This is a genomic window from Methyloprofundus sp., assembly GCF_965251085.1.
Taxonomy (GTDB): domain Bacteria; phylum Pseudomonadota; class Gammaproteobacteria; order Methylococcales; family Methylomonadaceae; genus Methyloprofundus.
Map to the genome: position 1 here is coordinate 2,956,531 of NZ_OZ252594.1, position 19,850 is coordinate 2,976,380.

A 19,850-nucleotide genomic window follows, 5' to 3' on the forward strand; every position below is an offset into this window, starting at 1 on the left:
TCCGGGTAATATTTACCAATTTATTTGTTCATTTTCTCGCCAACGCACGGCGTATCCATTTGGGTAACGCATATCGACATACCGCATTTTATTCACCAACTCACCTCCTGATACCACAAGAGCCTGCATTAACTGGCTAAATTTTTCCAGAGGCTGCAATCTACCTAGTTGTATTTGCAAACCATTTTCCATACTTAATAACCAGGATTGCCGGTCGTTCACTCTAAATTCTGTAAGATATAATCCTTGATCCATTAGGCTAACGCTTAAACCTTGCATTACCTCTAGCAATTCCTGCCTTTGTCCATTTGGCGCAAATAACACCGGGAGCGTTTGAAATCTATCTATATTCAAAGGCCTAAAGACTTCTCCCCTTTCGTTCAACAAACTATGTGCTTGCCAGCGTATAACCGGCTTTTGCTCAAAAATCCTAAGCTTAAGCCGATCCGGCCAGATGCGCTGTACCTGTACATTTTCTGTCCAGGGCAAACTCATAACTGATTGCTGTATCGCCTGTAAATCTACTGAAAAATATCCTGTCTGAATTAGCGGATTAATTTTCATTTGAATATTCTGCTTATCAATATATTGAAAAGCCCCTTCAACCTGCACATAACGTATCGGCGCCACTTTAGCTAGCGCCTGTTGCATGAGTGGCCAACTCCAGATGATGCCCAGTAAAACAACCACTAACACAGCTAACTTTAACTGCCGTTGTTTAGTGATCATTTAAAGCTGGTTTCCAGAATACGCCAGGCTAATTCATCAAAATCCAATCCTGCCTGTTTCGCTGCCATAGGTACTAGACTATGATCTGTCATCCCCGGCACTGTATTTACCTCTATTAGTTGCGTCTCTCCCTGCGTATCAATAAACACATCAACCCGTCCCCAGCCAGTCACCCCTATAATCCTGCATGCCTGTAAAGCTAATTCGGCTAATTCATTCTCTACGTCCGCGGCTAACCCGGCTGGACAATGATACTGCGTAGTATCAGCCCGATACTTGGCATCGTAATCATAAAACACATGCGGGGTCTCTAGTCTGATAACCGGCAGTGCCTCACCATTCAGTATGCCGATGGTGTATTCTTTACCCGTCACCCAAGCTTCTGCATACACATCACACTGGTACTGCGCAGCTTCATGCCATGCCTGAATCAATTGTTCCTCAGTCCCGGCCTTGCTCATACCTAGGCTTGAACCTTCCAGCGCGGGTTTGACAATAACCGGGAAGCCCAATTCAGTTATACAGCGCTGAATATCCAGCTCACTGCGTATTAACACCCATTTCGGACTGGTTAAACCCGCTCCCTCCCAGCATAATTTTGTACGCAATTTATCCATGCTTAATGCAGAAGCTAATACGCCACTCCCGCTATAGGGTAACCCTAAAGTCTCTAGCACCGCTTGCAATACGCCGTCTTCACCGCCCCGCCCGTGAATGATATTTATCACACGGTCAAATGCAGTCTCATGCAAAGCATCCAAAACCGTCGTTTGCACATCGACAGCGGTAACATTTACTTTATTACGCAACAAAGCCTGGTACACCGCATTGCCACTATTCAGAGAAATTTCCCGCTCGGCAGCAGTACCCCCCATCAATACAGCAACGCGGCCAAAATCTGCAGCTTGTTTTATGCTTCTAGCCTTCATGTCCGCTTGTTCCCAATGATGCAAACTTCGGTTTGTAACTCAACTCCCTGTTGTTTAGCTACTTCAGCTTGCACATACTCAATCAATTGTTCTATATCCAGAGCGCTTGCAGTACCCGTATTGACAATAAAATTTGCATGTTTTGTCGACACTTCTGCACCACCTATGCGGTACCCTTTTAAACCACTTGCCTCAATTAGCCGCGCCGAATAATCATCCTGTGGGTTCTTGAATACCGAGCCACAAGTAGGTTGATTTGTAGGTTGTGTTGCAGCGCGTTGCGCCAATAACTGTTTAATTTTTTCCTGGCTGTTTAGTTGCATACCCGTACTTAGCTTTAAAATAGCGGATAAAAAACAGGCATTATCTACTCCTTTGACTGAGCGATAAGCGACGTCAAAACTATCAGCCTTGCGTTCCAGCAATTCGCCGCCGACTTGCATCGTTTCCACACTTTCAACCAGACTCCAGGTATCACTGCCGAATGCACCCGCATTCATTTTTAAAGCGCCCCCCATAGTCCCTGGGATTCCGGCTAAAAATTCGGCTCCTGTCAAACCCCGCTCGGCACAATATTTCGCCACATGCGCACAGGGAATTCCAGACTCTACATAAACACGTGTATCATCAAGCAGCTCCATCTTCTTAACCTTGCCACGTAAATTAATCACCGTGCCACGCAAGCCCCCATCCCTGATTAATAAGTTACTACCCAATCCTAACCAGAAAACCTGCTCATCTACCGGTAAGCTAGCAATAAAGTACTGTAAGTCCTGTTTATCCGCTGGTATATACATACGCTCTGCCTCACCGCCCACGCGCCAACTGGTGTATTTAGCCAGTTTTTCACGGACTAAAAGTTGGCCTCGCAAATTAGGGTTAATGGCGTTCATTTTTCTATCAATTCAGCTAATTGCTGCGGTAGCTGGGTTGCAATATGCCCTACATTTCCGGCACCCATGGTCAGTAATACATCATCAGGCTGAATAATGCCGACTAAAATCTCAGCCAAATCATCACTGTTTTCCACAAACACAGGATTCACCTGAGCGCGTGCCCGAATGGCGCTGCTTAAAGCGCGTCCATCAGCCCCCTGGATTAACTCTTCTCCAGCAGGATAGACATCCAGTAAAATCAGCACATCGACGGTCGATAATACATTGACAAAATCTTCAAACAAGTCGCGTGTTCTGGAATAACGGTGCGGCTGAAAGACGACCACAGAGCGTTTCTCAGGCCACGCCTGTTGCAATGCTTCAAGTGTCGCCGCTACTTCGTTGGGGTGATGCCCATAGTCATCCACAAAGGTTAAAGTACCTTGTTGCAAAGCTATTTCACCATTTACTTGAAAGCGCCGCCCTACACCTTTGAACTCGGCCATACTTTTTATGATTGCGGCATCTTCTACCTGTAATTCTGTCGCTATGGTAATCGCAGCTAAGGCATTAAGCATATTGTGCCAACCGGGCATATTCAGCGTAACATTAAGGTCTTGATGTCCATCCCAGCGAGTCACGGTAAAATGGGTATGCATGCCCTGTTGCTTAATATTAATGGCGCGGATATCTGCTCCTATATCTGTGCCATACGTTCTTATTGGTTTGGATAACTGCGGATAAATTTCGCGGATACCCGGATCATCTATACAGAGCACCGCTAAACCATAAAAAGGTACATGATATAAAAATTCAATAAACGTATCTTTCAGGCGACTAAAACTACCTTCATAGGTTTCCATATGGTCTTGATCAATATTGGTGACCACCGCAATGATAGGCTGCAGATGTAAAAATGATGCATCACTCTCATCCGCTTCTGCGACTAGATATTGTCCCTGGCCCAACTGCGCATTCGTGCCCGCACTATTCAGCCGGCCACCAATCACAAAAGTTGGATCCATACCCCCTTCTGCCAAAATGCTTGCCACTAGGCTGGTTGTTGTTGTCTTACCATGAGTTCCTGCAACTGCAATCCCAAAGCGAAAGCGCATTAGCTCAGCGAGCATTTCTGCACGTGGAATCACCGGAATACGATTTTTATAAGCATATTGAACTTCAACATTGGACTTGTTTACCGCTGTTGAAGTAACCAGTACATCTACATCTGCTACATTTTGCTGCTCATGCCCTATAAAAACATTAACGCCAGCCTTTCTTAAGCGCTCGGTCACAGGGCTTTCTTTGATATCTGAACCTGATACCTGACAACCTAGATTCGACATAACTTCAGCTATTCCACTCATGCCTGTACCACCGACACCCACGAAGTGAATTTTCTGCATATTTGTTAAGCGCTGTTGAATTATCTGATTGATCGTATCTTTCATGCCGCCTCCAACATGCACTGCTCAGCAACCCTGTCAGTTGCGTCTAATTTGGCACTCTTTCTTGCCGCGATACTCATTTCTGCTAGCCTGGGTGTGAGTTGTTTAATTTGTCTAGCCAAGGACTCTGCCGTTAACTGCGGCTGAGTAATCATAATGCCAGCTCCAACTGCAACCAGATATTGTGCATTAACTGTCTGATGGTCATCAATTGCATAGGGATACGGCACCAGAATACTAGGCACTCCCATGGCAGCGACTTCACTTACCGTCATTGCTCCAGCTCTGCATATCACTAAATCTGCCCAGGCATAAGCTGCTACCACATCATCGATAAAAGGCGTGACTATTGCAGTTATCGCCTTATCTGCGTATGCCTGAGTCACCTGCTCTGACATGACTGCCCCGGTCTGATGCCTAACTTCTACGTTTTCCACTAAAGCCAGTGCCTCGGGAACGACTTCATTCAAACGTTGGGCACCTAGGCTACCTCCCATCACTAATACATGCGTTGTTGATGTTTGATGCCTTGCTTTATCAACGTTTTGCATAAATGCTTTACGTAATGGATTGCCGGTAACAATAGTCTTTTTTCCCGCTGGAAAACTATCTGGGAATGCTTGTAGTGTTTTATTAGCCAGCTTAGCCAGTAAACGATTAGTCGTACCAGGCACGCTGTTTTGTTCATGAATCACCAACGGAATACCCATTAATTTCGCCATCAATCCACCTGGGCCAGCAACAAAGCCACCCATTCCCAGCACTACATCAGGCTTTCTTTGTCGCAAGATAGTTCTCGCTTCTAGACAGGCTTTTATTAACATCCACGGCATTTTAATCAGTGCCAATACACCTTTGCCCCGTAGCCCATTAACACTTAACCAGTCTATGGCAATATTGTTTTGCGCAATGACCCGGCTTTCCATTCCCTTATGTGTACCTATCCAGCTTACTTGCCAATTTTGTTCTATTAAATAATGCGCAACAGCCAGCGCAGGATAAACATGCCCTCCTGTACCACCTGCCATGATCACGATACGCTTACTCATAAACACGCACCTCTGGTTCAGACAGTGGATCAGCACCTTGATTTTTAAGTGCAATGATTTCACTGTTAACTCTATACAGCATTGCCATGGCAGCACACATCACAATCATACTGCCGCCACCATAACTCATAAAAGGTAAGGTCAATCCCTTAGTCGGTAATGCACCCATATTCACGCCCATATTGACAAAGGACTGAAATGCAAACCAGATTCCCAGGCCATAGGCAATAAATGCACAGAATTTTTTATCTAACTGTTCTGCCATTAAGCCAATGGCAAACGCACGCCAGACAATCACTGCAAATAAAGCAATCACCGTGAGTACACCTATTAAACCCAGCTCTTCTGCAATCACAGAAAATAAAAAGTCAGTATGTGCCTCCGGGAGATAGAACAGTTTTTGCACGCCACTGCCTAAACCAACGCCGGTCCACTCTCCACGCCCAAATGAAATTAGCGCCTGCACTAATTGAAAACTTTTACCAAAAGGATCGTCCCAGGGATGTAAAAAACTAGTGACTCTTGCTGAGCGGTAATCCGAATATACAACTGCCAGGACACCGACACCTATGACGGCGACTATCAATATAATAAACTGTTGTAAACGGGCACCACTAAGAAATAAAACCCCCATGGCAATGGTCAGAATAACCACGGCTGAGCCCATATCAGGCTCTAACAACAATAAACCACATGCACTCGACAGGAGTAGCAAAGGCTTGAACAAACCATAGGCTGATTCTTTAACAAAATCATGATGCCGAGTCACAAAGCTTGCCATATAAACAACCACAATGAACTTAACCAGCTCGGAGACTTGTATTCTTACCCCCACCACTGATAACCAACGCATACTGCCATTCACTTTAATACCCACGCCTGGTATCAAAATAATCAGCAAAAAAAACAAACCGATGACAAATAAAGAGGGCCCAGCTTTTTCCCACATTGCCATTGGAACCAGACAGACAACGAATCCTGCTATCAGCCCCAGAGCAATATGAATTAATTGTCGAATGGGATAATGCAGTACATTCCCGGTCAACTTTGCACCCAAATGCAAAGAAGCAGAAGAGACCATCAGGTAACCAATAACAATGAGCGCAACGCCAGCAAAAACCAGTGCCTTATCAAAATAGATATCAACACCCGCTAACTTTGCCAATTGCTGTTTAATATTCATTGTTCCAGCGCCCTTACTTCAGCCACAAACTGTTCACCTCTTTGCTTGTAATTAGCAAATTGATCCAGACTCGCACAGGCTGGTGATAACAATACGGTATCACCTGCCTGTGCAATAGTCCGCGCTTTGTTAACTGCTTTTTTTAAGGTACCTACATCGATTACCGGGATGCACTTGTTCACTGCCTGCGCAATCAATTTTCCGTCTTTTCCAATCAATAGTAAGGCTTTAACTTTGGCTTTAAGAACCGGAACCAGGTCGCTCATATCTGCAGCCTTCGCATCCCCGCCTGCAATTAACACCACGCTAGAGTCTTTCAAACCGAGTAGTGCTGCAGCACAGGCTCCTACATTGGTTGCTTTGGAGTCATTAACCCAGTTCACCTGGTTTATCTCAGCGACAAACTGCATGCGGTGATTCAGGCCTTTAAAGCTGCATAATGCTTCACACATAGCAGCTTCCGACAAGTCAATAACACTGCCAAGTGCCAACGCAGCCAAGGCATTTATCTGATTATGGATGCCAGAAATCAATAATTCATCAACGGCTAATATTGACCGTCCGTGAAATGCCAGACTACGACCCTCTGCTGTCTCAATAACGCTATAATCCGCATTAGCCTTAAGACCAAAGCTTATAACTTCCCTATTTTCCTGCTCCATTGCAGCGGCATATGGACAGTCTAGATTTATTAGCATCACACCATTGCCGGCATAGACCTTTTGCTTTTCGGCTATATAGGCGTCCATCGTTGCGTAGCGATCCAGATGGTCCGCTGAAATATTCAGCACGGTTGCCGCTACAGCATTTAATTGAGTGGTACGCTCTAGTTGAAAACTGGATAATTCAAGGATATAGATTTCTACGTTATCACTGATTAATTCCAGTGCCGGAACACCAAGATTGCCACCTATAGCGACTCGCTTGCCTGACGCTCTTGCCATATCCCCTAGCAACGTCGTCACAGTGCTTTTGCCATTCGACCCAGTAATCGCAACGACAGGCTCATTCACCGCACAGGCAAATAGGTCTATATCACTTAAAGAACGGACTCCTCTAGCTATTGTTTGCTGAATGATAGGCTCTTCCATAGCAACCCCTGGGCTAACAATAATATGCGTTGCTACATCAAAAACATTTGCGTCAAACCCGCCTATAAAGACTGCTACATCAGGCATTTCTTCCAACAATGCATCATTGAATGGCGGCATTTGTCGACTATCAACAATGGCAAATTGTATATCGAGGCGATGTAAAAACCTGGCAACGGATATCCCTGTTAAGCCTAAGCCCACTACGATAACTTTGGAGCTTTGCCTATTTAATGAAAACAGCCTATCTAGCTTGTTTAATATATCTTCATCTTTCATAGTTATCTCAACTTCAATGTTGCTAAACCAACTAATACCAGAATAAAAGTTATAATCCAGAATCTCACTATGACGCGCGGCTCGGGCCAGCCTTTTAACTCAAAGTGATGATGAATCGGTGCCATGCGAAAAATGCGCTTACCCGTTAACTTAAATGAAGCAACCTGCATAATCACAGAAACGGTTTCCATCACAAACACCCCGCCCATGATCACCAGCACAATTTCCTGACGCACTAGCACAGCGACCACGCCTAAGGCAGCACCCAATGCCAGCGCACCAACATCCCCCATAAACACCATGGCCGGATAAGCGTTAAACCACAAAAAGCCTAAGCCTGCACCCACTAAAGCGGCACAAAATACAATCAGCTCACCCGCTTTGGGTATATAAGGAATCGCCAGGTAATCCGCGAACATGACATGCCCTGTCAAATAGGCAAAAATTGCGAATGCACCTGCAACCATCACCGTGGGTAAAATTGCCAGGCCATCCAGTCCATCGGTTAAGTTCACCGCATTACTCGTTCCAACAATCACAAAATAGGTCAAGACCACATAAGTCCAGCCCATATCAATCATCACCTCTTTAAAAAAGGGCACGATAAACTGCGTTTCTGCAGGTACTTGCGCTGTTTTAAACAGATAAATGGCAGCCGTCAGTGCAATCACCGATTGCCAAAAATATTTTGCACGAGCCGATAAGCCATCACTATTGCCCAGTTTGACTTTTTTATAATCATCAATAAAACCGATAATGCCAAAAGTCATGGTGACTAATAATGCCACCCAGATATAGCTATTTTCCAAATCCCCCCACAGCAAGGTACTGGTAGCAATGCCTACTAGAATCAACGTTCCTCCCATGGTGGGAGTGCCGGCTTTTTCATAATGGCTTTCTGGGCCATCATCACGCACACTTTGACCAATATTTTTATTGCTTAAGCTCCTGATCATCCAGGGCCCAATTAAAAAGGAAATTAACAGGGCCGTTAATGCGCTTAAAATTGCGCGTAAAGTCAGGTACTGGAATACTCTAAATCCAGATTCAAATTGCATTAAATAATCAAAAAAATACAGTAACATGCTTACCTTCCCGTTATGCCTAATATTGCATTAACCACAACTTCCATTTTCTGGGCTCTGGAACCTTTTACTAATAGTATCTGCTTAGGTGTTATTTGCTTTTTTAATGCCTCAATCAATTCTTCTTGTGTGGCAAAATAATCAGCTCCAACACCAAATGCCTTTACGCTGTTTTCCGCCATCACACCTGTTGCAAATATGCGTTGCACACCTGCCTGTTTAATCTGTCTTCCCATCTCACTATGTATCTGTGCACTCTCTGCTCCTAATTCGCCAAAAGCACCTAAAGCTAGCCAAGACTCTCCTGGGCATTGTTTTAATACTTCCAGGGCAGCTACTAATGAAGCTGGGTTGGCATTATAGGTATCATTAATAAGCCTGATTCCTGTCTCTGTTGCAAGTAACTGTAAGCGCCCGTTGACTGCTTCAACGCAGGCTAACCCAGCTTGAATCTGCTCCAGCTTTATCCCCAGTGCTATACATGCCGCACTCGCCGCCAAGGCATTTTTTACATTATGTTCACCCGCCAGGGCCAGCTCAACGGGTATTTTATGACCAGCATGAACTAATTCAAACCTAGTCTTAAATTGTTGATCTTGTAACTCTGTCACAATTTTTTCTGCACGTACTTCCGCAGTAACAGAAAAGCCAAATGATATGACTTTGCGTTGACCTGCTATCGCACACCAGTGCTCAAAAAAACGGTCATCTGCATTGAGTATTGCAGTCCCTTCAGCTGATAAGGATTGAATGATTTCTGCTTTTGCTTCAGCCACCCCGGCTATACTGCCAAAGCCTTCAATATGTGCAGGACCGACATTATTAATGACTGCCACATCAGGCCTGGCATAATGACTGGTATAGGCTATTTCACCACTATGGTTGGCACCCATTTCGATTACGGCAAACTGGTGTTGCTTGTTCAGGCGTAATAAAGTCAGTGGCACACCAAAATCGTTATTTAAATTGCCCAGGGTAAACAGCACCTGATAGTTAACTGCCAGAATTGCGGCAACCATCTCTTTTACCGTCGTCTTGCCGTTACTTCCGGTAATAGCACAGACTTTGAGCTGTAATTTATCTCTAAGCGCACCGGCAAGTTCCGCCAAGGCAAAACGGGTATCATCTACTATGATTTGAGGTAAATCTGAGACTACTTTTTTTTCTACGATTAATGCAATAGCTGCGTTTTTTTCAGCCTGAGCAATAAAATCATGCCCATCGAACTGTGCGCCGCTAATCGCTATATATAAGTCCCCACTGGATAGCGTCCGGGTATCTATGCTGACACCGGAAACTAAAACATCAGCGCCCAATAACTGTCCCTGCAAGGTAGCATTGATTTCATTCAGACTCATGTCTATCATGCGGCTAGTAACTCCTGTACGATTTCACGATCACTAAAGGGATATTTGACGCCTTTGATTTCCTGATACTTTTCGTGCCCTTTACCTGCTACCAAAACAATATCCTGCTGCGAACTTAACGCAATGCTTTTTGCTATGGCTGCTTTTCTATTACTGATTACCGTTAGCTTATGCATTTTAAGCCCGCCGATAATCTGCTTAATAATAGCGGAGCTATCTTCTAGGCGCGGGTTATCATCTGTCACTATTATGCGATCTGCTAACTGCTCGGCAATCAAGCCCATTTCTTTACGCTTGCCCTGATCACGGTCACCACCGCAACCAAAAACAACGCTTAGCTGAGCCGTACAATGTCGCCTTAATGTGCTTAAAGCTTTTTTAAGTGCATCTGGGGTATGTGCATAATCAACCACTACCATAGGTTTCCCAACTCCCCCGGTAAAACATTCCATACGGCCTATTACCGGTTTAATCACCTGTATCGCCACTAAACATTCTGTCAAATTCTTGCCCGACTCTAATAAAACTGCGAGTACTGCCAAAATATTTTGTAAATTAAAATCACCTAACAAAGTCGTTGTTAATCTTGCCTGTTGACCCCGCCAATAGACATCACACTCAAACCCTGCATGTGTGTAGTTAATATTTCTAGCGGTTATACTTGAATCAATGCTATGCACTTTATCCTGTAGGCTATAAGTTAAAATCCTGACTTCATGTGCAATTGTAGTGATGACACGCTGCGCATAGGCATCGTCCAGATTAACCACTGCAAACTTCAGTCCTGGCCATTTAAGCAAACGTAGTTTACTCTGCAAATAGGCTTCCATACTGCCGTGATAATCCAGATGATCACGACTCAGATTATTAAATATAGCGCCATTAAATGTCATCGCATTAACTCGGCCCTGCTCCAGGCCATGCGATGAAACTTCCATAGCGACATGTTTTAATCCATCACTGACAAAACACTCTAATATTTTTTGTAGCGCAAACGCATCAGGCGTAGTGTTACTGGTACTATGAAAATCAGGGTATCGCCCCCATCCTAACGTACCAATGACCCCACAATCATTCATCGCCTGAGCTAAAAACTGACTACAGGATGTTTTACCATTAGTTCCTGTAATGCCAATAACATTCAAATATTGCGCTGGATCAGCGTAAAAATGTGTCGCGATGCTACCCAGTTTCTCGGTTAAATTTTCAATTGCAATCAGCGGCAGTCCGGCTATATCCCTAGCCAGTTCCTTACCTTCATTTGCTGGATCATAAACAATGGCGGCGGCACCTTGCTGCTGCACTTTTTCGGCATATAACAAACCATGCTGTTTACTTCCCGCCACAGCAAAAAACACACCGCCCTGAGTAATCTCACGGCTGTCTAAAGCAATATGGCTGATTTCAACATCATGCTGGATGCTGCCTAAGCCTGTTAATAAATCTGCTAATTTCATAAGCTTATTTGCTTAATAATACTGACATACTTTGCTCTTCATCTGGTGCAACTCCTAATAATCTTAATGCTCCACCCATCACTTTAGAGAAAATGGGCGCGGCCACCAAGCCACCGTAATATTGTCCTGCATGAGGCGAATCCACCATCACTGCTATAATTAATTTAGGATCACTTGCAGGTGCCATACCTACAAAAACAGACACGTAATCATTACTGTACGCGCCGTTCTTCACCTTTTTCACAGTTCCCGTTTTACCTGCTACTCGATATCCATCCACTCTTGCCTGATAGGCTGTTCCATCTTTTTTAACCACTTGCTCTAGCATGGTTCTAACCTTTATTGCAGTTGCAGCAGATATAACCTGCTGCGCATAATCATCCTGCTCACGCTTCAATAAGCTGACCGAATGTAGCTGCCCATCATCAGCTAGCGCTGTATAAGATCGAGCCAACTGCAATACCGACATGGAAATTCGGTAACCAAATGACAGTGTTGCCTGTTCAAATTCACTCCAGCCAAAATATTCGGGTAAACTTCCACTCGCCTCACCCGGAAATCCAACGCCAGGCGACATACCAAAACCTAGTGAGTTATAAAAACGCCAGAAATATTCGGGCGGCATGGATAAGGCAATTTTACTCGCGGCTACATTGCTGGATTTTTTTAATACATTCGTCAGGTTTAAGGTGCCGTAATCATGCCCGTCTTTAACCCATTTACCTCTTATTCTTAAGTTCTTCGTGGTAAACAACTGATCTTCTTTTACATAACCCCCATCTAAAGCAGCAGCAACAACTAGCGGCTTCATGGTAGACCCTGGCTCAAATACATCGGTTATGGCCCGATTACGGTAATGCGATATTTTCATACCTTTACGCGAATTTGGATTAAAAGAAGGTTGATTAACAACTGCCAGCACATTCCCGGTTTCAGCTTCTAAAATCACCAGTGCACCGGCTTCTGCCTTATGCCTGATGACAGCTGTTTTTAATTCCCTATAAGCCAAATACTGCAACCGCTCATCTATGCTTAAATGTAAGTCCTGCCCCGCCTCTGACTCTTTAATACTTTCTACATCGTGTTCTTCAATGACTCTTCTAGCGCCATCACGAATCACCCGTTTACTACCCGGAACACCTTCCAGAGTTGAGTTATGCATCAACTCCAGTCCTTCCTGTCCCTTATCGTCTATATTAGTAAAGCCCAGCAAATGCGCCGTTACTTCACCAGCAGGATAAAAGCGCTTAAATTCCTTAATAACGGCTACCCCAGGTAAACCCAGCGCTTTAACTTGTTCCGCCAACCCTGGTTCAATGCGTCTTTTCAAATACACAAACTGTTTATTAGACGAGGCATCAAATGACCTGGTAACCTTAGCCGTCGATATGCCCAATAATTTAGCCAGCTGCTTCAACTTGGATACATTATTTAATTCTGCACAGGCCTGTTTTGCCTTTTTGCCCGTTTTCACCCTGCAATACTGTGGATTAACCCAGACTGAACCTACCGGCGCGCTAACGGCAAGACCTTCACCGTTGCGATCTTTAATTTGCCCTCTATAAGCGGCAATTTTCACCGTTCCTACGTGGCGGCTACGTGCCTGTTTCTGCAAAAACTGAGTATCTAGCACTTGTAATTGCACTGCTTTCACAACCAGCATTAACATAGCAGCGAGCATCAGAATAATGACCAGCTTTCTTCTACCCGAAAAGTCATCTGCCTGCTTACTGGTTTTTTTAGCTAACAACATTTTCAAAGCCGAATATAAACAATGGCTTTTCGATCCAGCTCTATTAAGCCCATTTTCTTTCTCGCTATCTTTTCTACACGATTATGCTCAGCCAACATCCGCTCCTCTATAGTGAGTCGCTCCCAACGGACCTGCAAGTTATCTAACTCTTGTTCGGTTTTTTGTATCGCTATAAATACCAGTCGCGAGTTATGCTTACTAAAAATAACAGCTAAGCCAGAGCCTACTAATACCAAGAGTAAAATGACAATCGTAATTCGCTGCATGTCACTATTTACGTTGTGCTACACGCATCACTGCACTACGCGACCTAGAATTTTCTGCCAATTCCTGCTTACCTGCTTTAATCGCTTTACCCCGTTTATTTAAGCGTATCGCTGCCAGCGCTTCAGGCTGCAGCGGCAATTTGCTCTGCGTATACTTGCCTCTGGACTCATCCCTAATAAACCGCTTAACAATCCTGTCTTCCAAAGAATGAAATGAAATCACCACTAGCAATCCTTCACTGGCTAAGACTTCGACCGCCTGATTTAGTACCACGCTAATTTCTTCTAACTCCCGGTTAATTGCTATCCTGACTGCCTGAAAACTACGCGTCGCCGGATGCTTGTGTTTTTCTTTAAACGGTATGGCTTCAACCAGCAAATCAACAAATTGTCGGGTTGTTTCGAGTGGGCTTTCTACTCTTTGAGACACCACTGCATGTGCAATTCGTCGCGCAAACCGCTCTTCACCATAGTCAAACAATACCTGCACTAACTCTTTTTCAGATACACTACTCAGCCATTCTGCTGCCGAAAGACCGGTACTCGTATCCATACGCATATCCAGCGGCCCATCCTGCATAAAGCTAAAGCCACGCTGTGCATTATCTAGCTGCGGCGATGAAACGCCAAAATCCATAAGAATGCCATCCACTTTGCCTTGCCAGCCACGGTTTTCTATTACTTGTTGTAACTGCGAAAAACAGCAATGCTCTAACTCAAAACGCGAGTCTTGCGCTAATTTCTGCGCAACTTCCGACTGTATTGCATCTAGATCCCTATCTAAAGCCAATAACCTCCCATCTGAACCTAACTGCTGAAGTATGCCGCTACTATGTCCGCCACGCCCAAAGGTGCAATCTATATAAATCCCGTTTGGTTTTATCGATAACTCATGCATTGCTTCATTAAATAATACCGGTAAGTGCATGATTTATTCTCTTATTAAAATGACAAACTTTCTAGCTCTTCCAGCCCTTCGTTATCGTCACCTTCGAGCCATTCATTCTCTTTAGCATTCCAGGCATCTTCGTTCCAGATTTCAAATTTATTTAACTGTCCCACCAAAATCAGTTTTTTTTCCATATGGGCAAATTTTCTAAGTTTCTCAGAAAGCAATAACCGCCCCTGGGCATCCATTTCGGTTTCTGTTGCATTACCAATCAGGAATCGACGTAGTTTCCCCGCCATTTTATTTAGTGTAGGTAACTTACTGACGGTTAGTTCCAGCTTTTCCCATTCAGGTAGTGGATACAACCATAAACAACCTGGCTCACCAATGCATTTTTCATTCACAGCAACGGTCACAACTAACTGACGATCACAACAATCCTGCAATTCCTCTCTGAACCGAGTAGGAATTGCAAAACGTCCTTTCGCATCTAAATTAATTGCAGTTACACCACGAAACATTATTTCCCTTTACCTTCCATTTTTTTCTAAAAAAAACTACTTTCCACCACTTTTTACCACTTTTAGACAGACTATAGGTTTCTAACATCACTTAGTCAAGAATGATTTTAAAAAAAACTCCTTTTTCGACAAGGACTTAGATAAAATTCAATTAAAAAGCTCATAAATAATAATGCCACTCATAAAACATCAATGTTTTTCAATTATTTATTTATTTTTCTTAATGTGATTTCTAGGTTTGTAGGGAATCATATTTTGCTAATATTGATCCCGGTTTTTCACCTCTCCTTGCCATCTCAAAATTATAAATCTCAGACAATAAAAAACCCATAACGCAAAAATTGCTTTATGGGCTCTGGAAGTTCCTATTTCCGGGCCTAACCCGGATAAATATTTTTTATTTCATCTTATCACCGCACTTTCCTTCACCACATTTGCCTTCCATATCTGCTTTTTTTGCTTTTGGCATATCTTTTTTCCCGGCACATTTACCTTCCGATGTCTTTTCGAGATCTGCCTTAGGCATCATCCCAGCTCCGCACGCCCCTTCTCCACATTTACCTTCTTTCATCTTCTCAGCAGCTTTATCCTTGTCTGCTTCTGCTACTTGCATATAACCACTCGATAGCTGGGTCATTGCAAAAGGATTATTGCCATTATTTTCAATACCCTCTGCCTGTACGCTTGTTGCTGCTAAACCAGAAAACAAAGCTGTACCCACTGCAATGACCAAGGGTGATTTTTTTATACTCATTGTTCTTTCCTCAAAATTAGTTAATATATTTTAAGCCAATAGAAAAATCGTCGACAAGCCTAAAAATGACATAAAACCAATCACATCTGTGACGGTCGTTAGCAATACCCCTCCTGCCAATGCAGGATCGATACCTTTTTTCTGTAAAAACAGAGGAATAAGTACCCCTGCCAATGCAGCACAACTTAAATTGATAATCATAGCCCCGCCTAACATCATACCTAACGGTGCATTAGAGAACCAGGCCCCTGCTATCACTGCAACCACTATTGACCAAACAACTCCATTCACAGCACCCACTGCTAATTCCTTAAATAAGAAAGACATAGCATTGGATGAGCTAATTTGATGCAATGCCAGACCGCGAATAACCAATACTAATGTCTGACTACCCGCAATTCCACCCATGCTTGCAACGATTGGCATAAGGACCGCGAGAGCAACTATCTGATCTATCGTTGCTTCAAATAAGCCGATGACCCAGGATGCCAGAAAGGCAGTAAATAAATTAACGCCTAACCAGACCGCCCTACGTTTGGCACTGACGAATACAGGTGAAAATAAATCATGTTCTTCATCTAGGCCAGCCGATCTTAAAACTGCATGGTCGGCTTCTTCTCGAATAATATTAAGTACATCATCAATAGTCACTCTACCTATAACCTCTCCCTGCTCATCAACCACCGCAGCAGATAAGATGTTTCTTTGCTCAAAGATAGTTGCGACTTCTGCCACTGGCATATTTAAAGAAATCGCTTCTGCTGAATCCATCAGCTTGCCAATTTTCGTGACTGAATCACTGGTTAAAATTGTTGAAACAGCGACCATCCCAAGATAATGGTTATTCCGGTCAACAACAAATAGACTATCCATATTAGCTGGCATTTTTTTCTGCTCACGCAAATAAACCAGGGTTTCTTCGACTGTTACATCGCCTCGTATCGGCAATGCATCCATGCTCATTAGCCCTCCTGCATTATGCCCGCCATAAGACAACGCCGCTTCAAGGCGGCTGCTACTTTCTTTTTTAAGCACTTTTTCCCTGGCTTCTGCAGAAAAATCTGCTACCAAGTCTGCCATTTCTCTAGGTGCTAACTGGCTTGCGGCTGCCATCAAATCTTTTACCGAGGTATGCTCAATCAGGCCAATTCGTACCTCTCCATGCAACGCAGCAAGAGTTCCCCCCATCGCCTCAGGCGCCATAATGCCCCACAGCTGATATCTATAATCTATAGGCAAAGATCTAAGCAATAGCGCTATTTCAGCTGGATATAAACTATGCAAATGACTGCGCGCATCATAGAGCGCCCCATTATCCAGGTCATTAATAATTTGTTGTAAATATAAATCCGAGTGATCTTGTAGTCTAGTGGCTGGCATAGCTCTGTCTCATTATGTTGTGGCTAGCGAAAGAATGTGAATAAACGGTTTGTCATTGCAATTCCCGGTGCCTAACAATAACATAAAATGCCTTGCTCTGAAAATACCGCGCAAGACAATCAACTAAAAATACGGATCGATGTTGCCCACCCGTGCAGCCTATAGCAACGGTTAAATAACTACGATTTTCTTGTTCAAAGCGGGGAATCCAGCGTTCGAGTAAAGACGAAATATCTTGAAAAAACTCTGTTACCATGGCTTCTGATTGTAAAAAATCAATCACCACTTGATCTTTACCAGTATAGCCTCTCAACTCCGGATTCCAGTAAGGATTGGGCAAACAACGCGCATCAAAGACAAAGTCAGCATCCAGGGGTATGCCATGCTTAAAACCAAATGACTGTGTCTGTATGGATATCTTTTGCGCTTCGCCTTCCTGCACATAATCCCGAATTAATTGCCTTAACTGGTGATAATGCGTGCGACTGGTATCAATAACCAGATCAGCATCTTTGGCAACCGCCTTTAAAACATCTTTTTCAATTTTAATGGCTTCTTTTAAAGACAAGTGTAAATTAGTTAACGGATGTCTGCGCCGGGTTTCACTATAGCGTTTTAATAAGACACTGTCTTCTGCCTGCATAAAAATAACATCACACTGAATATTTTGTTCCCGGATCGATGTTATTTTATCGACAAAACCATATAAGCTTTCACTTTGATTTCGTGCATCAATACCAATCGCTGTTTTACTGTAGGTTGATTGATCATGCAGCATAACATTGCTAACAAAATCATCCAATAATTTAATCGGTAAATTATCAATACAATAAAAACCACAGTCTTCCAGAGTATCTAAAGCAATACTCTTACCCGAGCCTGATAGCCCAGTTAAAATCAATAGTTTCATAGCTTCTGAAGATAGACTAATTGAGTGAACAAACAACGAAGAATTCTAATTTCTATTCTTCGTTATCTAGCTCCTAATTATTAACGGTGAGATTGTACTTTTTCTTTATGTTTAATAATTTGACGATCTAATTTGTCAACCATATTATCAATGGCTGCATACATGTCTTCCTGAACATCATCTGCAAACAGTTTAGCGCCGCTAATCTGTACTGTGGCTTCTGCTTTTTGCTCTAGTTTTTCTACCGTCAAAATCACATGAATATCAGTAACATGATCAAAGTGACGCATTATTTTGCTAATCTTATCATCTACATGCTGCTTCATTGCTTTTGTTACTTCAACGTGACGACCGGTTACATTAACTTGCATAAGTTTAACTCCTTTTTACATTAAAAAAATGACAGTCATTATACAACTTCCTTACAAAAGTCGCTTTCTTTGACTTGATGATGGAATAGATATTGCCTCACGGTATTTAGCAATTGTCCGCCGTGCAACATTAATCCCTTTTTCTTTGAGCAATTCCGCCATTTTACTATCACTCAGCGGTTTTACTGGATTCTCACTGCTAACCAGCTCCTTAATAAAAGCTCGAATTGCAGTAGCCGAACACTCCCCACCGCCTTCTGTCGAAACATGACTGGAAAAGAAATACTTGAACTCGATTACGCCATTGGGTAAATGCATATACTTCTGTGTGGTCACCCGCGATATAGTCGACTCATGTAATTCCAGTTCTTCAGCAATATCTCTTAAAACCATGGGTTTCATGGCAATTGCACCATGTTCAAGAAAACCTGTTTGTCGTTGTATAATACTCCGCCCTACGCGTAACAGAGTATCATTTCGACTATGCAGGCTCTTTATAAACCAGCGTGCTTCCTGCAAATGTTCTTTCATGCTGACATTGTCTTTACTATTATCCGCCCTTTTTATCATGCCTGAATAAAAAGGGTTTACCCTTAGCTTCGGTGCAATATCAGGGTTTAACTCTACGTGCCACTTACCGTTAATTTTGCTAACAAATAAATCAGGAATAACATATTCTGATTTCCCTTCCTCTATAGACCGCCCAGGTATCGGATCAAGAGAACGAATCAGTGCTATCGTTGCGCTTAATTTATGCTCTGAAATAGCTAGGCGTTTTATTAGTTTGGCGATATCCTGCGCAGCTAATAAATCCAGGTAATGATTGACTAATTGTATTGCTTCATTTCTAAAAGCTGTATTTTCAGGCAACTGGCGCAACTGTATACTTAAGGAATCCTGTAACCCTTCAGCTGCAACCCCAGGAGGATCAAATTGCTGCACCCGATGCAACACAGCGTAAAACTCATCTTCTTCGAGCTCCTCAATCTGCTCGCTTAACCCCTGAAAAATATCAGCAGCAGGAACACTTAAATAACCGTCACTATTCACTGCATCAATGACTGCAGCAACTATGGCACGGTCTCTAGTGGTAAAGGGAACCATTTCCATTTGCCATTGTAAATGATCTTGCAAGCTGATCGACTTACTACGCTGCACTTCAAAATCAGGTATCTCTCCTGCAGGAGCAGATGCCGCACCCATTTGCACAGAATCAAAAACATCTTCCCAGGAACTGTCAGTCGGCAACTCATCTGGCATATCGGTTTGCGAGCCTTCACTACTCATTCTATCGGTAGTATCTACTTTATTTTCAACAACACTTTGCTCCTGCAAAGATGTTCTTTCTTCTTCAGTCACTTCCAGCATCATATTTGAATCTAAAGCCTGCTGAATTTCTTGCTGTAAATCCAGGGTAGACAACTGCAATAACTTGATCGCCTGTTGCAATTGTGGCGTCATTGATAATTGCTGCCCCATGCGGAGTTGCAATGATTGCTTCATTTAACTCCCCT

At 43.3% G+C, this 19,850-nt stretch carries 19 protein-coding genes; all 19 read right to left on the reverse strand.

The features are described from left to right. Positions 1–12: 12 nt before the first annotated feature. The 19 genes from ACQY3F_RS13750 to ACQY3F_RS13840 all read right to left on the reverse strand — a co-directional run bounded on the left by ACQY3F_RS13750 (position 13) and on the right by ACQY3F_RS13840 (position 19,839). Positions 13–729 carry a cell division protein FtsQ/DivIB gene (locus tag ACQY3F_RS13750; RefSeq protein ID WP_428355447.1) on the reverse strand — a complete coding sequence of 239 codons (717 nt, stop codon included), beginning with the start codon at positions 727–729 and terminating at the stop codon, positions 13–15. Further along, positions 726–1,658 (reverse strand): D-alanine--D-alanine ligase, encoded by a 933-nt coding sequence (locus ACQY3F_RS13755; protein WP_428355449.1) that lies wholly within the window; start codon positions 1,656–1,658, stop codon positions 726–728. Before ACQY3F_RS13755 ends, ACQY3F_RS13750 begins: the two co-directional genes overlap by 4 nt. Continuing rightward, positions 1,655–2,551, reverse strand: coding sequence for a UDP-N-acetylmuramate dehydrogenase (gene murB, locus ACQY3F_RS13760; RefSeq protein ID WP_428355450.1), 897 nt, complete (start codon positions 2,549–2,551; stop codon positions 1,655–1,657). Before murB ends, ACQY3F_RS13755 begins: the two co-directional genes overlap by 4 nt. After that, positions 2,548–3,984, reverse strand: a complete 1,437-nt coding sequence (gene murC, locus ACQY3F_RS13765; protein WP_428355451.1) for a UDP-N-acetylmuramate--L-alanine ligase — start codon at positions 3,982–3,984, stop codon at positions 2,548–2,550. The genes murB and murC overlap by 4 nt, the downstream gene beginning before the upstream one ends. After that, positions 3,981–5,030 (reverse strand): undecaprenyldiphospho-muramoylpentapeptide beta-N-acetylglucosaminyltransferase, encoded by a 1,050-nt coding sequence (gene murG, locus ACQY3F_RS13770; RefSeq protein ID WP_428355452.1) that lies wholly within the window; start codon positions 5,028–5,030, stop codon positions 3,981–3,983. The genes murC and murG overlap by 4 nt, the downstream gene beginning before the upstream one ends. Further along, positions 5,023–6,213, reverse strand: coding sequence for a putative lipid II flippase FtsW (gene ftsW, locus ACQY3F_RS13775; RefSeq protein WP_428355453.1), 1,191 nt, complete (start codon positions 6,211–6,213; stop codon positions 5,023–5,025). The genes murG and ftsW overlap by 8 nt, the downstream gene beginning before the upstream one ends. Further along, positions 6,210–7,583: a UDP-N-acetylmuramoyl-L-alanine--D-glutamate ligase gene (murD, locus tag ACQY3F_RS13780; protein WP_428355454.1), complete on the reverse strand. Its 1,374-nt coding sequence runs from the start codon at positions 7,581–7,583 to the stop codon at positions 6,210–6,212. Before murD ends, ftsW begins: the two co-directional genes overlap by 4 nt. A gap of 2 nt (positions 7,584–7,585) precedes the next feature. Further along, a complete protein-coding gene (gene mraY, locus ACQY3F_RS13785) occupies positions 7,586–8,668 on the reverse strand; it encodes a phospho-N-acetylmuramoyl-pentapeptide-transferase (protein ID WP_428355456.1) in 1,083 nt (360 codons plus the stop codon). A 2-nt stretch (positions 8,669–8,670) separates the two neighbouring features. Continuing rightward, positions 8,671–10,026 (reverse strand): UDP-N-acetylmuramoyl-tripeptide--D-alanyl-D-alanine ligase, encoded by a 1,356-nt coding sequence (locus ACQY3F_RS13790; RefSeq protein ID WP_428355458.1) that lies wholly within the window; start codon positions 10,024–10,026, stop codon positions 8,671–8,673. 5 nt (positions 10,027–10,031) lie between these two features. Further along, positions 10,032–11,492: a UDP-N-acetylmuramoyl-L-alanyl-D-glutamate--2,6-diaminopimelate ligase gene (locus ACQY3F_RS13795; RefSeq protein WP_428355459.1), complete on the reverse strand. Its 1,461-nt coding sequence runs from the start codon at positions 11,490–11,492 to the stop codon at positions 10,032–10,034. A gap of 4 nt (positions 11,493–11,496) precedes the next feature. Then, entirely contained in the window at positions 11,497–13,245 is a 1,749-nt protein-coding gene (locus tag ACQY3F_RS13800) for a peptidoglycan D,D-transpeptidase FtsI family protein (protein WP_428355460.1), read from the reverse strand. Between the two features lie 2 nt (positions 13,246–13,247). Then, on the reverse strand, positions 13,248–13,511 hold the full coding sequence (gene ftsL / locus ACQY3F_RS13805) for a cell division protein FtsL (protein ID WP_428355461.1): 264 nt from the start codon (positions 13,509–13,511) through the stop codon (positions 13,248–13,250). A 4-nt stretch (positions 13,512–13,515) separates the two neighbouring features. Then, a complete protein-coding gene (gene rsmH, locus ACQY3F_RS13810) occupies positions 13,516–14,439 on the reverse strand; it encodes a 16S rRNA (cytosine(1402)-N(4))-methyltransferase RsmH (RefSeq protein ID WP_428355462.1) in 924 nt (307 codons plus the stop codon). Positions 14,440–14,453: 14 nt separating this feature from the next. Further along, positions 14,454–14,921: a division/cell wall cluster transcriptional repressor MraZ gene (gene mraZ, locus ACQY3F_RS13815; protein WP_428355463.1), complete on the reverse strand. Its 468-nt coding sequence runs from the start codon at positions 14,919–14,921 to the stop codon at positions 14,454–14,456. Positions 14,922–15,318: 397 nt separating this feature from the next. Continuing rightward, on the reverse strand, positions 15,319–15,675 hold the full coding sequence (locus tag ACQY3F_RS13820; RefSeq protein ID WP_428355464.1) for a hypothetical protein: 357 nt from the start codon (positions 15,673–15,675) through the stop codon (positions 15,319–15,321). 30 nt (positions 15,676–15,705) lie between these two features. Further along, positions 15,706–17,055 (reverse strand): magnesium transporter, encoded by a 1,350-nt coding sequence (mgtE, locus tag ACQY3F_RS13825; protein ID WP_428355465.1) that lies wholly within the window; start codon positions 17,053–17,055, stop codon positions 15,706–15,708. Between the two features lie 52 nt (positions 17,056–17,107). Beyond that, entirely contained in the window at positions 17,108–17,965 is an 858-nt protein-coding gene (gene rapZ, locus ACQY3F_RS13830) for an RNase adapter RapZ (RefSeq protein WP_428355466.1), read from the reverse strand. Between the two features lie 80 nt (positions 17,966–18,045). Next, entirely contained in the window at positions 18,046–18,336 is a 291-nt protein-coding gene (gene hpf / locus ACQY3F_RS13835) for a ribosome hibernation-promoting factor, HPF/YfiA family (protein WP_428355468.1), read from the reverse strand. Positions 18,337–18,387: 51 nt separating this feature from the next. Next, positions 18,388–19,839, reverse strand: a complete 1,452-nt coding sequence (locus ACQY3F_RS13840; protein ID WP_428355469.1) for an RNA polymerase factor sigma-54 — start codon at positions 19,837–19,839, stop codon at positions 18,388–18,390. Positions 19,840–19,850: the final 11 nt, after the last annotated feature.